This is a genomic window from Streptomyces sp. adm13(2018) (assembly GCF_008042145.1).
Classification (GTDB): Bacteria; Actinomycetota; Actinomycetes; order Streptomycetales; family Streptomycetaceae; genus Streptomyces.
In genome coordinates this window covers 173,444-187,243 of sequence record NZ_RDBH01000113.1, presented here as the reverse complement: position 1 = coordinate 187,243, position 13,800 = coordinate 173,444, and the positions used below count along the sequence as shown (strand labels likewise).

Sequence of the window (13,800 nt, the reverse complement as noted above, 5' to 3'; positions counted from 1 at the left end):
GCCCTGGGCTGGATCCCGGCCCCCGAAGCCCGTCCGCCAGGACGGGCGGGCCGGGATCCAGCCCAGGGGCCCTGGGCTGGATCCCGGCCCCCGAAGCCCGTCCGCCAGGACGGGCGGGCCGGGATCCAGCCCAGGGCCCGGGCCCGGCCGTTCGCCGCGCCCCGGGCCCAGGGCGCCCCACCCGTGCCCGACGCCGGGGCCGGGACGCCCAGGGCCTCCGCGAGGACCGGCAGCCAGGTCCGGCCGGGCTGCCGGTCTCGTCGTCGACCACGTTGTACGCGCCCGGGGGCCACGCGAGAGCCCGTACGGCCGCCTCGGCGGCATCGGCGACGTGTACGAAGGAGCTCACCGCGTCGTCGGCCGCCAGGCTCCCGAGGAACCGGGCCGCCGGATCCCCGGCGAGCGCCGCGGCCACGGCGCCCCCGGGGGCGTACCAGGTGCCGGGGCCGTAGAGGATCCCGTACCGCAGGACCACGGCCTCCGGCAGCTCGGCCACCGCGGACTCCAGGGCCCGCACGCCCGCGACGATCCGGGACCTCGGCTCCTCCCGGGTCGGATCGAGCGGCACGGACTCGTCCGCCGGACCCTCCCCGGGGGCGTACGCCCAGCTGATCGACTGCGCGACGATCCGCCGCACCCCGGCCGCCCGCGCCGCGTCCACCAGGTTCCGCGTGCCCTCGGTCCTGATCCGGTTGTTCGCGGCGCCGTCGGCGTCCCCGAGGTCCGTCAGCTGGTGGACCACCGCGTCCGGCGCGGCCTCGGCCACCGCCCGGCGCACGGCCCCGGCGTCCAGCACGTCCACCGGACGCGGCCCGCGCCGCGAGATCCCCACCACCTCGTGCCCGGCCCCCTCCAGGAGCGGCACCAGCTGACGGCCCACGGCGCCCGTGGCGCCCGCGACGAGTACACGCATGATCCACAGCCTAGGACGTCGACCCGGGGCCTCGTCCCAGAACGTCACACCGACGAAACAACGTGGTGTGAAGCTCGGTCCCATGAACGCATCGATCGTGGAGGACCGCTCCCACCCGCGTCTCCCCGACCTGCTGGGGGCCTACCACCTGGCCAACCAGGCCGAGAAGGGCACGCCCGCGGCGGCCGTCGCCGGACTGCCGGCCGTATACCGCGGCGAGGTCGACGACCCGGCCGCCGCCTTCACCGCCGACACGGTCCTGCTCGCCACCCCGCCCGGCCACGCCCTCCCGGCCGCCTGTGTCGTCCTCAAGGCCGCGCACGGGGACCGGGCCCCCGAGATCAAGCGGCTCTGGGTCACGCCCGAGGCCCGCCGCCAGGGGCTCGCGAGGGCCCTCATGGCCGAGGCGCTGCGCCGGGCGGCGGCCTCCGGCGCCCCCGCCGTACGCCTCACCGTGTGGAACTGGCGGCAGGAGCCGCTCGCCCTCTACCGCAGCCTCGGCTTCGAGACCGTCGCCACCTGGGACGCGCGGCCCGACCTCCTCTGCCTGGAGAAGCCGCTGCGGGACCGTCCGGAGCGGGCCGCGCGCCCGACTGCCGACGACCCGATCGAGCTGCTCACCCCCGACGCGGTCCGCGCGCACGCCGCCGGCGGCCTCAGCGCCCTCCTCCTCGACGCCGTCGACTCCGGCGCCTCCGTCGGCTTCCTGAGCCCCCTGGCGGCCGACGAGGCGGCCGCCTGGTGGACGGGCGTCGCCGAGGAGGCCGACCGGGGCGTACGGGACGTCTGGGCGGCCCACGGACCCGACGGGAGCCTCACGGGTGTCGTCACCCTGGTCCGCGCCGGCGCCGCCAACGGCAGGCACCGCGGTGAGATCGCCCGCCTCCTGGTGCACCGCTCGGCCCGGGGCCGCGGCCTCGCCCGCCGGCTGCTGGGCGCGGCCGAGGCCCGGGCCGCCGCCACCGGCCTCGGCCTGCTCGTCCTGGACACCCAGACCGGCAGCCCAGCCGAGCGCCTCTACCGGGCCACGGGCTGGACGGCCGCCGGCACCGTCCCGGACTACGCGGCCGACCCGTCCGGCGTCCTGCGCGCCACCACGCTCTACTACAAGCGCCTCGGCTGAGGGGAACGGGAAGGGCCCCGGAGGCGATCGCCTCCGGGGCCCTTCCCGTGCTGTACGTGTCCCGCGCTACGGCGTCTGCGCCGCCCGCGCCTCCCGGCTCTCGCGCCGGTTGCCGCGGAAGGTGTTCACCCGGCGGGCCGTCGCGAAGAGGGGGATCACGGCGCCCATCACGACCTGGAGCGCGCACCCGGTCTGGAGCAGGAACTGGCCGCCCGGGGCATCGAACGCCCAGGCCGCCAGCATGCCCATCGCGCCGACGATCCAGCTGAGCATCGCCACCGCGAGGACGCCCCGCGGCTTGGGGTACTCGACCCGGCTCACCATCAGCCAGGCGACCCCGATGATCGCCAGGAGCGTCGGGATGAACGGCAGCTCCAGAAGCACGATCGAGACGACCGTCAGCGCGCCGAAGGGGCTCGGCATGCCCTGGAACATGCCGTCCTTCATGGTCACGCAGGAGAACCTGGCAAGCCGCAGCACCACCGCGAGCAGCACCACGATCGCGGCCACCGCCGAGACCTTCTGCTGCGCGTCGTCCGCGACCATCCCGTACACGAGCACGAAGTAGGCCGGGGCCAGACCGAAGCTGATCAGGTCCGAGAGGTTGTCGAGCTCGGCGCCCATCGGCGACGAGCGCAGCTTGCGCGCCACGATCCCGTCGAAGAGGTCGAAGATCGCCGCGGCGAGCATCAGGATGACGGCGGTGGCGGCGCTGTTGCGCGCCATGCCGGTCTCCGTGCTGCCCGTCAGGTGCGGGATGAGGATGCCCGTGGTGGTGAAGTACACCGCCATGAATCCGCACGTGGCGTTACCGAGCGTCAGGGCGTCCGCTATGGACAGCCTCAGCGACAGCGGCATGTCCTCGGCCTCGTCGGCCGCGTCCGTGTCGTCGCCGGCGACCCAGTCGCCGGCATGTGTGTCGGGATCAATCACGGTCAATGCGAGTCACCCCCGCTGTGGTGGCCTGGCCGACCTCGACGGCGACCTCGACACCCTCGGGGAGATAGATGTCGACGCGCGAGCCGAAGCGGATCAGACCGATACGGTCACCCTGCTCGACCTTCGTCCCCTGCGGGATGTACGGCACGATCCGCCGGGCGACGGCGCCCGCGATCTGGACCATCTCGATGTCACCGAGCTCGGTGTCGAAGTGCCAGACAACGCGCTCGTTGTTCTCGCTCTCCTTGTTGAACGCCGGCACGAACCCGCCGGGAACGTGCTCCACGGACGTCACGGTGCCGGCCAGCGGCGCGCGGTTGACGTGGACGTTCAGCGGGCTCATGAAGATCGCGACCCGGGTGCGCCCGTCCTTCCACGGCATGATGCTCTGCACCACACCGTCGGCGGGGGAGATGACCCGGCCCGGAGCGATCTCGCGTTCGGGGTCGCGGAAGAACCACAGCATGCCGGCCGCGAGCGCGGTGGTCGGCACGGCGATGGCCGCGGCCCGCCTCGACTTGCGCGCGCGCACGAGGCTGAGCGCCGCGGTGGCGACGGTCGGCAGAAGCCACGGCGATGCTCCGCGCGCGAGGCGTACGCCCTGGAGGCTGTCGCGGTGTGCAGAGGTTTGGCTGTGGGGCATGGATGACCTTCGTAGCGGATGATGCCGCACTGGCAACGGGGGACGGCGGCTTTCCCTCGATGCTATCGGTTGCGGGGCGCAACTGGGTAAGCCAGGAACCGAGTCGACGGCCGGAAGACGAACACAGGGTGTGATCTTCTTCGCGGCCGAATCGGCCCAAATCCGACAATCAACCCTGGAACCGGTACTCCTCGAGCAGCCGGCGACCAATGATCATTTTCTGGATCTCGGCGGTACCTTCACCGATGAGCAGCATCGGCGCCTCGCGGTAGAGACGCTCGATCTCGTACTCCTTGGAGAAGCCGTACCCGCCGTGAATGCGGAAGGCGTCCTCGACGACCTCCTTGCAGTACTCGGAGGCGAGGTACTTCGCCATCCCTGCTTCGAGGTCGTTTCGTTCCCCGGAGTCCTTTTTGCGTGCCGCGTTCACCATCATGGCATGAGCGGCCTCGACCTTGGTAGCCATCTCGGCCAGCTTGAACTGAATCGCCTGGTGCTGGGCGATCGCCTTGCCGAAAGTGTGGCGTTGCTGGGCGTACGAGACACCGAGTTCGAAAGCACGCTGCGCGACGCCGCAACCACGGGCCGCCACATTGACGCGGCCCACCTCGACGCCGTCCATCATTTGGTAAAACCCTCGGCCGGTGACGCCGCCGAGGACCCGATTGGCCGGAATGCGTAGTCCGTCCATGATGAGTTCGGTCGTGTCGACGCCCTTGTACCCCATCTTGTCGATCTTCCCGGGGATGGTGAGGCCGGGGCGGACCTCTCCGAAACCGGGCTCCTTCTCGACGAGGAAGGTCGTCATCGACTTGTGGGGGGCGGTGCCCTCCGGGTGTCCTTCGTCACTTCGGACGAGAACGGCCACCAGCGTCGACGTCCCGCCGTTCGTCAGCCACATCTTCTGGCCGTTGAGGACGTACTCCTCGCCGTCCCGCACCGCCTTGGAGGTGATGGCCGACACGTCCGAGCCGAGCGCCGGCTCCGACATCGAGAACGCGCCGCGCGTCTCGCCGGCCGCCATCCGCGGCAGGAAGTAGTCCTTCTGCTCCTGCGTGCCGTGCTGCTTCAGCATGTACGCCACGATGAAGTGCGTGTTGATGATGCCGGAGACCGACATCCAGCCACGGGCGATCTCCTCCACGCACAGCGCGTAGGTGAGGAGCGACTCGCCCAGGCCCCCGTACTCCTCGGGGATCATCAGACCGAAGAGGCCGAGCTCCTTGAGCCCGTCGACGATCTGCTGGGGGTACTCGTCGCGGTGCTCCAGCTCGGTCGCGACCGGAATGATCTCCTTGTCGACGAACTCCCGGACGGTCTTGAGGATCTCCTGCTGGACGTCCGTGAGCCCGGCGGTCTGGGCGAGTCGGGCCATGGCTACTTCTCCGTCTTCTTGGCGGGCTCGATCAGCTGGGGGCGGCCGGGCTGCTCGCCGCCGCGCTCCTTGATGTACGTCTCGGTGGGGACCATCACCTTGCGGCGGAAGACGCACACGAGGGTGCCGTCCTGCTTGTAGCCCTTGGTCTCGACGTGGACGATGCCGCGGTCGTTCTTCGACCTCGACGGGGTCTTGTCGAGGACCGTGGTCTCGCCGTAGATCGTGTCGCCGTGGAAGGTCGGCGCCACGTGCCGCAGCGACTCGATCTCCAGGTTGGCGATGGCCTTGCCGGAGACGTCCGGCACGGACATGCCGAGCAGGAGGGAGTAGATGTAGTTGCCGACGACGACGTTCTTGCCGAAGTCCGTCGTGTTCTCGGCGTAGTTCACATCCATGTGCAGCGGATGGTGGTTCATCGTCAGCAGACAGAAGAGGTGGTCGTCGTACTCGGTGACCGTCTTCCCGGGCCAGTGCTTGTACACGGCACCGACTTCGAACTCTTCGTAGGTTCGGCCGAACTGCATCGGGATCAGGCCTCCGGGATCTCGAACTTGCTGGTGCGCTGCATGCCGGCGGCGCGGCCCTTGCCGGAGATGACCAGGGCCATCTTGCGGGAGGCCTCGTCGATCATCTCGTCGCCGAGCATCGCGGAGCCCTTCTTCCCGCCGGCCTCGGACGTGTAGTAGTCGTACGCGTCGAGGATCAGCTCGGCGTGGTCGTAGTCCTCCTGCGAGGGCGAGAAGATCTCGTTCGCGGCGGCGACCTGGTCCGGGTGCAGCACCCACTTGCCGTCGAAACCGAGGGCGGCGGCGCGCTGCGCGACGGCCTTGTAGCCCTCCTGGTTGCGGATCTGGAGGTACGGGCCGTCGATCGCCTGGAGGTTGTTGGCGCGGGCGGCCATCAGGATGCTCATCAGGATGTGGTGGTACGCGTCCGCCGGGTAGCCGGGCGGCTGCTCGCCCACGACCAGCGACTTCATGTTGATGGAGGCCATGAAGTCGGCCGGGCCGAAGATGATCGTCTCGACGCGCTGGGAGGCCTGCGCGATCGCGTTGACCTGGGTCAGCCCCTGGGCGTTCTCGATCTGCGCCTCGATGCCGATCTTGCCGACCTCGAAGCCCATCGTCTTCTCGATCTGCGTCAGCAGCAGGTCGAGCGCCACGATCTGCTGGGCGTCCTGGACCTTCGGCAGCATGATGCAGTCGAGGTTCTGGCCGGCGCCCTCGACGACCGTGACGACGTCGCGGTACGTCCAGTGGGTCGTCCAGTCGTTGACGCGGACGACACGGGTCTTGCCGGTCCAGTCGCCCTCGTTCAGGAACTTCACGATGGTGTGCCGGGCCTCGGGCTTGGCCAGCGGGGCGCACGCGTCCTCCAGGTCCAGGAAGACCTGGTCGGCCGCGAGGCCCTGGGCCTTCTCCAGGAAGCGCGGGTTGGAACCGGGAACCGCGAGGCAGGAGCGGCGGGGCCGGAGCCGGTTGAAGGAAGCTGCTGCGGCGGAGCCGCTTCCGGCAAGGGTGGTGGGCGACGGGTGGGCGGTCATGCGGGGACCTCCGTACTTTCGAGGGGGTGGAGCTTGTTCGCTGTCCGGATCTCGTCGACGATACGTCCGATGATCTCCGTGATGCCGAAGTCCTTCGGCGTGAAGACGGCGGCCACACCCGCACGCTTCAGTTCTGCGGCGTCGGCGTTCGGGATGATCCCGCCGACGATGACCGGCACGTCGTTCGCACCCGCCTCGCGCAGCCGGTCGAGGACGTCCGGCACCAGCTCGGCGTGCGAACCGGAGAGGATCGACAGGCCCACGCAGTGCACGTCCTCCGCGAGGGCCGCGCTCACGATCTGCTCGGGCGTCAGCCGGATGCCCTGGTAGACCACCTCGAAACCGGCGTCACGCGCGCGTACCGCGATCTGCTCGGCCCCGTTGGAGTGGCCGTCCAGGCCCGGCTTCCCGACGAGCAGCCGCAGCCGCCCGACGCCCATCTCCTCGGCGGTCCGCGCCACCTTGTCCCGTACCAGGGCAAGCGGGGTGCCCGCCTCGGCCGTGACCGCGACCGGAGCCGAGGACACGCCCGTGGGGGCGCGGAACTCGCCGAAGACGTCCCGCAGCGCCCAGGACCACTCCCCGGTGGTGACGCCCGCACGCGCGCACTCCAGGGTGGCGGCGAAGAGGTTGCCGTCGCCGGCAGCCGTCGCCTTCAGCGTCGCCAGGGATTCCTGGGCGCGGGTCTCGTCGCGGTTGTCGCGCCACTGGTGGAGGGCGTCGACCACGCGCGCCTCGTTCGCCGGGTCCACCGTCATGATGGCGGTGTCCAGATCGGCGGTGAGGGGGTTCTCCTCGGTCGCCTCGAAGATGTTGACGCCGATGATCTTCTCGTCGCCGGCCTCGATCCGGGCGCGCCGCTCGGCGTGGGAGGAGACGAGCTGCGACTTGAGGTAGCCGGACTCGACGGCGGCCATCGCGCCGCCCATCTCCTGGATCCGCGCGATCTCGGCCAGGCACTCCTCGACGAGCGAGTCGACCTTGGCCTCGATGACGTGCGAACCGGCGAAGATGTCCTCGTACTCCAGCAGGTCGGACTCGTGGGCGAGCACCTGCTGGATGCGGAGCGACCACTGCTGGTCCCACGGCCGGGGCAGGCCGAGGGCCTCGTTCCAGGCGGGCAGCTGCACGGCGCGGGCGCGGGCGTCCTTGGAGAGGGTGACGGCCAGCATCTCCAGGACGATCCGCTGGACGTTGTTCTCCGGCTGGGCCTCGGTGAGGCCGAGCGAGTTGACCTGCACGCCGTAGCGGAACCGGCGCTGCTTCTCGTTCTCGATGCCGTACCGCTCGCGGGTGATCTGGTCCCAGATGCGGCCGAAGGCGCGCATCTTGCACATCTCCTCGATGAAGCGGACGCCCGCGTTCACGAAGAAGGAGATGCGGGCGACGACCTCGCCCTTCCGGTCCTCGGGGACCTGGCCCGAGGCGAACACCGCGTCGAGCACGGCGATCGCGGTGGACATCGCGTACGAGATCTCCTGGACCGGAGTGGCCCCGGCCTCCTGCAGGTGGTAGCTGCAGATGTTGATCGGGTTCCACTTCGGGATGTTGTTCACCGTGTAGGTGATCATGTCCGTCGTGAGGCGGAGGGAGGGGCCGGGCGGGAAGACGTGCGTCCCGCGCGACAGGTACTCCTTCACGATGTCGTTCTGGGTGGTGCCCTGGAGCCGGGTGACGTCCGCCCCCTGCTCCTCGGCGACCACCTGGTAGAGCGCCAGGAGCCACATCGCCGTCGCGTTGATGGTCATCGAGGTGTTCATCTGGTCCAGGGGGATGTCCTGGAACAGCCGGCGCATGTCGCCGAGGTGCGAGACGGGGACGCCGACCCGGCCGACCTCGCCGCGGGCGAGGATGTGGTCGGGGTCGTACCCGGTCTGCGTCGGCAGGTCGAACGCGACCGAGAGGCCGGTCTGACCCTTGGCGAGGTTGCGCCGGTACAGCTCGTTGGACGCTTCGGCGGTCGAGTGACCGGCGTACGTCCGCATGAGCCACGGCCGGTCCTTCTGGCGCTCAGTCATCTGTCGTCCCGGGTTCAGATGTTGCGGAAGCGGTTGATGGCGTCGATGTGCTGGGCGCGCAGCTCCGGGTTGCGGACGCCGAGGCCCTCCTCGGGAGCGAGCGCGAGGACGCCGACCTTGCCCTGGTGCAGGTTGCGGTGGACGTCGTAGGCGGCCTGGCCCGTGTCCTCCAGGGAGTACACCTTCGACAGGGTGGGGTGGATCTTGCCCTTGGCGATGAGGCGGTTGGCCTCCCAGGCCTCGCGGTAGTTGGCGAAGTGGGAGCCGATGATGCGCTTGAGGGACATCCACAGGTAGCGGTTGTCGTACTCGTGCATGTAGCCCGAGGTGGAGGCGCAGGTGGTGATGGTGCCGCCCTTGCGGGTGACGTAGACGCTGGCGCCGAAGGTCTCGCGGCCCGGGTGCTCGAAGACGATGTCGATGTCCTCGCCGCCGGTGAGCTCGCGGATGCGCTTGCCGAAGCGCTTCCACTCCTTCGGGTCCTGGGTCTGCTCGTCCTTCCAGAACCTGTAGCCCTCGGCGTTGCGGTCGATGACCGCGTCGGCGCCCATCGCCCGGCAGATGTCGGCCTTCTCCGGGGAGGAGACGACACAGATCGGGTTGGCGCCGCCGGCCAGGGCGAACTGCGTGGCGTACGAGCCGAGGCCGCCGCTCGCGCCCCAGATGAGGACGTTGTCGCCCTGCTTCATGCCGGCGCCGTTGCGGGAGACCAGCTGGCGGTAGGCGGTGGAGTTGACGAGGCCCGGGGACGCCGCCTCCTCCCAGCTCAGGTGGTCGGGCTTCGGCATCAGCTGGTTCGACTTGACGAGCGCGATCTCCGCGAGGCCGCCGAAGTTGGTCTCGAAGCCCCAGATGCGCTGCTCGGGGTCGAGCATCGTGTCGTTGTGGCCGTCCGAGGACTCCAGCTCGACCGAGAGGCAGTGGGCGACGACCTCGTCGCCGGGCTTCCACGAGTTCACGCCGGGGCCGGTGCGGAGCACGACGCCCGCGAGGTCGGAGCCGATGACGTGGTACGGGAGGTCGTGGCGCTTGCTGAGGTCGCTGAGCCGGCCGTAGCGCTCCAGGAAGCCGAAGGTGGAGACCGGCTCGAAGATCGAGGTCCAGACCGAGTTGTAGTTCACGGAGCTGGCCATGACCGCGACCAGGGCCTCGCCCGGGCCGAGCTCGGGCAGCGGCACGTTGTCGAGGTGCAGCGACTTGCGCGGGTCCTTGTCGCGGCTCTCGAGCCCGGCGAACATCTCCGCCTCGTCCTTGTGGACGGTGATGGCGCGGTACGACTCGGGGAGCGGGATGTTCGCGAAGTCGGCGGACGTGGAGTCCGAGGACTGGATCGCGTCCAGGATGTCCTTCACGGGGTTGCCTCCGGCGGTGCGGCGTCTGAGGGGGACGCGCTGGGGGTTACGTCTGGGGCTGCTGCTGTGGAGGTGTGCCGTCGGTTCGGCGGGGGTGGTGCGGCTGCGCCGGGTGGGCGCGGTGGGTGCCTGTGACGCAGGCGTCCGGGCGCACAATCACGATCGCTTGTGGGGACAGCCGGCGCACGAGGAGACCTCTGCGCGCCGACCGCCCGGACACCTTCAACGTATGGCACGCCGTGTCACGTGACAAGGCACTGGGTGCCAACAATTTCACTCATATGCAATCTGCCGGTCACATGTGAGCGATGATCGATCGAATCGCAGGTCAAAACGGTCGAAGACCGCCTCGGACGACACGACGAAGGCCGCCCCGGAAGAGGGGCGGCCTTCGTCGTGCGGAGTGCGGGTCGCACATGAGGGGGCGGACCCCCGGGGGGACCGGACTTCCGGTCAGCCCTTCGTCAGGGCCTGCTGGATCGTGCGCATGACCTCGTCGAGCGGTGCGTCCGTCCGTGCCACGGCGACCACCACGTCGCCCGCGGTCGAGGACCGGACGACCGGCGCCGGCTCCGGGGCCGCGGGGGACGACGACGAGGAGGACGAGGAGGGGGCCGGGCGGCCCGCGCCTATGCCCGAGCCGAAGGTCTCCCGGACGATCGCGAAGGCGTGGTCCAGCTGGGCCTCCACGTCGCCCCGGCCGCCCGCCCGCAGCCAGCGGCGCAGCACGTGGTTGTGGGCCGTGACGACCGCGGAGGCCGCCACCTCGGCGAGCAGCGGGTCGTCGTTGCCGTCGTGGTGGTCGCGCTCGTCGAAGTGGCCCAGGAGATAGCGGGTGAACAGCCGCTCGTAGCGGGCCACCGAGGCGATCTCCCGCTCCCGTAGGGTCGGCACCTCACGCGTGAGCCGGTAGCGCTCCACGGAGACCGCGGGCGACCCCGCGTACATCTTCATGACCTCCTTGATGCCCCGGCACACCGTGTCGAGCGGGTGCTCGTGCGGCGGGGCCGCGTTCAGCACGGCCTCCGCACGCACCAGGGTGTCGTCGTGGTCGGGGAAGATCGCCTCTTCCTTGGACCGGAAGTGCCGGAAGAAGGTCCGCCGCGCGACCCCGGCCCGGGCCGCGATCTCGTCGACCGTCGTGGCCTCGTACCCCTTGCTCGCGAAGAGCTCCATCGCGGCCGTGGCGAGTTCCCGGCGCATCTTGAGCCGCTGCGCGGCGGCACGAGTGCCCGCCGCGCTCTCCGGAGCGTCGGACGGGGACGTGGCACGGGGTGTCTTCGCGGCCTTGGGCATGGTCCGAACGTACTGCATCGGAGGGGGAGTGTGCCCAGGTGGGGGCGGGGAGCCCCCCGGGACACCGACGGTGCCCGGAGGGCTCAGCAGACCGCCCCAGCCGGCCGCTCCCGGCTCAGCGTCGGGCATATTCGCGGAAGCCGCGCCCCGTCTTGCGGCCCAGGCAGCCCGCCGCCACCAGGTGCTCCAGGAGCGGGGCCGGGGCCAGGCCCGGGTCGCGGAACTCCCGGTGCAGCACCTGCTCGATCGCGAGCGACACGTCCAGGCCGACCACGTCGAGGAGTTCGAACGGCCCCATGGGGTAGCCGCCGCCCAGCTTCATCGCGGCGTCGATGTCGTCCAGCGTCGCGTAGTGCTCCTGGACCATCTTGATCGCGTTGTTCAGGTACGGGAAGAGCAGCGCGTTCACGATGAAGCCGGCCCGGTCGCCGCAGTCCACCGGGTGCTTGCGGATCCTCGTGGTGACCTCGCGGACGGTGGCGTGGACGTCGTCGCCGGTCAGCACGGTACGGACGATCTCGACCAGCTTCATGGCCGGCGCCGGGTTGAAGAAGTGCATCCCGATGACGTCCTGCGGGCGCGAGGTGGCGCGGGCGCAGGCCACGACCGGCAGCGAGGAGGTCGTGGTGGCGAGTACCGCGCCCGGCTTGCAGATCTTGTCGAGCCGCGCGAACAGCTCCTGCTTGACCTCCAGGTCCTCGGCGACCGCCTCCAGGGCCAGGTCGACGTCGGCGAAGGCGTCCAGCGTGCCCGCGGGGGTGATCAGGGCCAGCGTGGCGTCGCGCGCCTCGCCCGTCATACGGCCCTTGTCGACGGAGCGGGCCAGCGACGTGGCGATGCGGGCCTTCGCCGTGTCCGCCTTCTCCTGGGAGCGGGCGGCGAGGACGACCTGGTAGCCGGCCTTGGCGAAGACCTCGGCGATGCCGGAGGCCATGGTGCCCGAGCCGGCGACGCCGACCGAGCGGATCTCGCGGCCCGCGGAGGCCTCGGCGGAGCCCAGCGGCGTCAGTGCGTCCCGCACCACCTCGCCGGAGCCCGGCGCCGCGTACGTGTAGAAGCCGCGGCCCGACTTGCGGCCGGTCAGTCCCGCCTCGCTGAGCTGCTTGAGGATCGGGGCGGGGGCGTGCAGCCGGTCGTGGGAGTCCGCGTACATGGCCTCCAGGACCGTACGGGCCGTGTCGACGCCGATCAGGTCGAGCAGCGCCAGCGGGCCCATCGGCAGGCCGCAGCCCAGCTTCATGGCGGCGTCGATGTCCTCGCGGGAGGCGTACTTGGCCTCGTACATGGCGGCGGCCTGGTTCAGGTAGCCGAAGAGCAGCCCGTCCGCGATGAAGCCGGCCCGGTCGCCGACCGCCACCGGCTCCTTGCCGAGGTCGAGGGCGAGCCGCGTGACCGCCTCGACGGCCCGCGGGTCGGTCAGCACGGAGGAGACCACCTCGACCAGCTTCATGGCCTGGACCGGGGTGAAGAAGTGCAGGCCGAGGACCCGCTCCGGGTGGGCCGAGTCGGCGGCGAGCCGGGTGACGGAGAGCGCGTTCGTGCCGGTGGCGATGATCGTGCCGGGGCGGACGACGCCGTCGAGCGCCCGGAACACCTCCTGCTTCGCCTCGTACGACTCGGGGACGACCTCGATCACGAGGTCGGCCTCGGCGGCAGCCTGGAGGTCGGAGAAGGTACGGAAGCGGGCCAGGACGTCCTGCCGCTCCTCCTCGGTGATCCGCTCACGGGCCACCGCGCGGGCGGTGGAGGCCTCCAGGGCGGCGACGGCCTGGGCGGCGGCGGTGTCGCTGATGTCGATGCCGATGACCTCGCGGCCGGCGCGGACCAGGACATCGGCGATTCCGGTGCCCATGGTGCCGAGGCCGACGACGGCGATGGTGGAGAGAGGGGTGTCCATCAGGGGACTCCTGAGAGGAAGAGTGACGACTGAGGGCAGTGCGCGCACGAAAGGGCGCGGAAAGAGCGAGGGCTCTGCCCTGGAGAAAAGGGCGATGCCCTGGAGAAAGGGGCGACGGACTCTGTCCCGGAATCGCGTCGAAACTGCCGAACCGACGAACACCCACAACGGCTGCGTCACCAGGCCGTCGTGGGAAGCGCGGGGGGTGGCCCGCTCACCTGAGACTAACCGGCGGGTAACGAGCACGCCAGTCCTGGGAAGTTGAGGAAAATGTGATCTGGATCGCGGATAGGCTCGGATTCATGGAATACGCCGAGGATCCGGAATTCTGCTCGATGATCGATCGATTGCGGGACGAGATCGAGAAGGACGGGGGAACCGTCCCGGCGGCATTCGAACAACTCTCGGAAACCACGGATCCCGAGGAACTGCACCGGGTCCTCACCGCACCCGGCCGCCCGCTCTGGGCCCGCGAGATCGCGGCCTACGCCCTCGGCGTCACCGGCGACCCCCGGGCCTTCGAGGCCCTGGTGCTCCTGCTCAACCACCGCGACCCGGAGCGCTGCGTCACCGCCGCCCACGCCCTGACCCGGCTCGGCGACCCCCGCACCGCCCGCGCGGCCGCCGCCCTCGCGACCAACGAACTCCGCGCCGCCTACGCCCTGCTGCCGGTCCGGCTGCTCACGTCCCTCCGGGCC

The 13,800-nt window shown here is 70.5% G+C and carries 12 protein-coding genes; 2 read left to right on the top strand and 10 right to left on the bottom strand.

What is annotated here, in order from left to right; genetic code table 11:
* On the bottom strand, positions 1-913 hold a 913-nt coding region (locus EAO70_RS10820), incomplete at its 3' end, for an NAD(P)-dependent oxidoreductase (RefSeq protein WP_315986228.1).
* Positions 914-995: 82 nt separating this feature from the next.
* On the opposite strand from EAO70_RS10820, the gene EAO70_RS39985 reads away from it, so the two are divergent.
* Entirely contained in the window at positions 996-2,036 is a 1,041-nt protein-coding gene (locus EAO70_RS39985) for a GNAT family N-acetyltransferase (RefSeq protein WP_148002779.1), read from the top strand.
* 66 nt (positions 2,037-2,102) lie between these two features.
* Here EAO70_RS39985 and pssA read toward each other — a convergent pair whose 3' ends face one another.
* The 9 genes from pssA to EAO70_RS10770 form a co-directional block, all read right to left on the bottom strand.
* On the bottom strand, positions 2,103-2,969 hold the full coding sequence (gene pssA / locus EAO70_RS10810; RefSeq protein ID WP_148003004.1) for a CDP-diacylglycerol--serine O-phosphatidyltransferase: 867 nt from the start codon (positions 2,967-2,969) through the stop codon (positions 2,103-2,105).
* Entirely contained in the window at positions 2,962-3,618 is a 657-nt protein-coding gene (locus tag EAO70_RS10805) for a phosphatidylserine decarboxylase (protein ID WP_148002778.1), read from the bottom strand. The genes pssA and EAO70_RS10805 overlap by 8 nt, the downstream gene beginning before the upstream one ends.
* A 169-nt stretch (positions 3,619-3,787) precedes the next feature.
* A complete protein-coding gene (locus EAO70_RS10800; protein WP_148002777.1) occupies positions 3,788-4,993 on the bottom strand; it encodes an acyl-CoA dehydrogenase family protein in 1,206 nt (401 codons plus the stop codon).
* Positions 4,994-4,995: 2 nt separating this feature from the next.
* Positions 4,996-5,520, bottom strand: a complete 525-nt coding sequence (locus EAO70_RS10795; RefSeq protein ID WP_148002776.1) for a MaoC family dehydratase — start codon at positions 5,518-5,520, stop codon at positions 4,996-4,998.
* Between the two features lie 5 nt (positions 5,521-5,525).
* Complete coding sequence (locus EAO70_RS10790; protein WP_148002775.1) at positions 5,526-6,539, bottom strand: HpcH/HpaI aldolase/citrate lyase family protein; 1,014 nt, start codon at positions 6,537-6,539, stop codon at positions 5,526-5,528.
* Positions 6,536-8,557 carry a protein meaA gene (locus EAO70_RS10785; protein ID WP_148002774.1) on the bottom strand — a complete coding sequence of 674 codons (2,022 nt, stop codon included), beginning with the start codon at positions 8,555-8,557 and terminating at the stop codon, positions 6,536-6,538. The genes EAO70_RS10790 and EAO70_RS10785 overlap by 4 nt, the downstream gene beginning before the upstream one ends.
* A gap of 14 nt (positions 8,558-8,571) precedes the next feature.
* Positions 8,572-9,909: a crotonyl-CoA carboxylase/reductase gene (gene ccrA / locus EAO70_RS10780; RefSeq protein ID WP_148002773.1), complete on the bottom strand. Its 1,338-nt coding sequence runs from the start codon at positions 9,907-9,909 to the stop codon at positions 8,572-8,574.
* Positions 9,910-10,362: 453 nt separating this feature from the next.
* The gene (locus EAO70_RS10775) at positions 10,363-11,205 is read right to left on the bottom strand and encodes a TetR family transcriptional regulator (RefSeq protein WP_187283837.1); all 843 of its coding nucleotides are present in this window, start codon (positions 11,203-11,205) and stop codon (positions 10,363-10,365) included.
* Positions 11,206-11,320: 115 nt separating this feature from the next.
* Entirely contained in the window at positions 11,321-13,102 is a 1,782-nt protein-coding gene (locus EAO70_RS10770) for a 3-hydroxyacyl-CoA dehydrogenase family protein (protein WP_148002771.1), read from the bottom strand.
* Positions 13,103-13,404: 302 nt separating this feature from the next.
* On the opposite strand from EAO70_RS10770, the gene EAO70_RS10765 reads away from it, so the two are divergent.
* Positions 13,405-13,800: HEAT repeat domain-containing protein (locus EAO70_RS10765; RefSeq protein WP_148003003.1), on the top strand; the 396-nt coding region annotated here is incomplete at its 3' end.

Excerpts from the sequence above, each read along its gene's own strand:
- EAO70_RS10770 (WP_148002771.1), bottom strand. The coding sequence starts at position 13,102 with ATGGACACCCCTCTCTCCACCATCGCCGTCGTCGGCCTCGGCACCATG.
- EAO70_RS10785 (WP_148002774.1), bottom strand. The coding sequence starts at position 8,557 with ATGACTGAGCGCCAGAAGGACCGGCCGTGGCTCATGCGGACGTACGCC.
- EAO70_RS10805 (WP_148002778.1), bottom strand. The coding sequence starts at position 3,618 with ATGCCCCACAGCCAAACCTCTGCACACCGCGACAGCCTCCAGGGCGTA.
- EAO70_RS10775 (WP_187283837.1), bottom strand. The coding sequence starts at position 11,205 with ATGCCCAAGGCCGCGAAGACACCCCGTGCCACGTCCCCGTCCGACGCT.
- EAO70_RS10790 (WP_148002775.1), bottom strand. The coding sequence starts at position 6,539 with ATGACCGCCCACCCGTCGCCCACCACCCTTGCCGGAAGCGGCTCCGCC.
- EAO70_RS39985 (WP_148002779.1), top strand. The coding sequence starts at position 996 with ATGAACGCATCGATCGTGGAGGACCGCTCCCACCCGCGTCTCCCCGAC.
- EAO70_RS10800 (WP_148002777.1), bottom strand. The coding sequence starts at position 4,993 with ATGGCCCGACTCGCCCAGACCGCCGGGCTCACGGACGTCCAGCAGGAG.
- EAO70_RS10795 (WP_148002776.1), bottom strand. The coding sequence starts at position 5,520 with ATGCAGTTCGGCCGAACCTACGAAGAGTTCGAAGTCGGTGCCGTGTAC.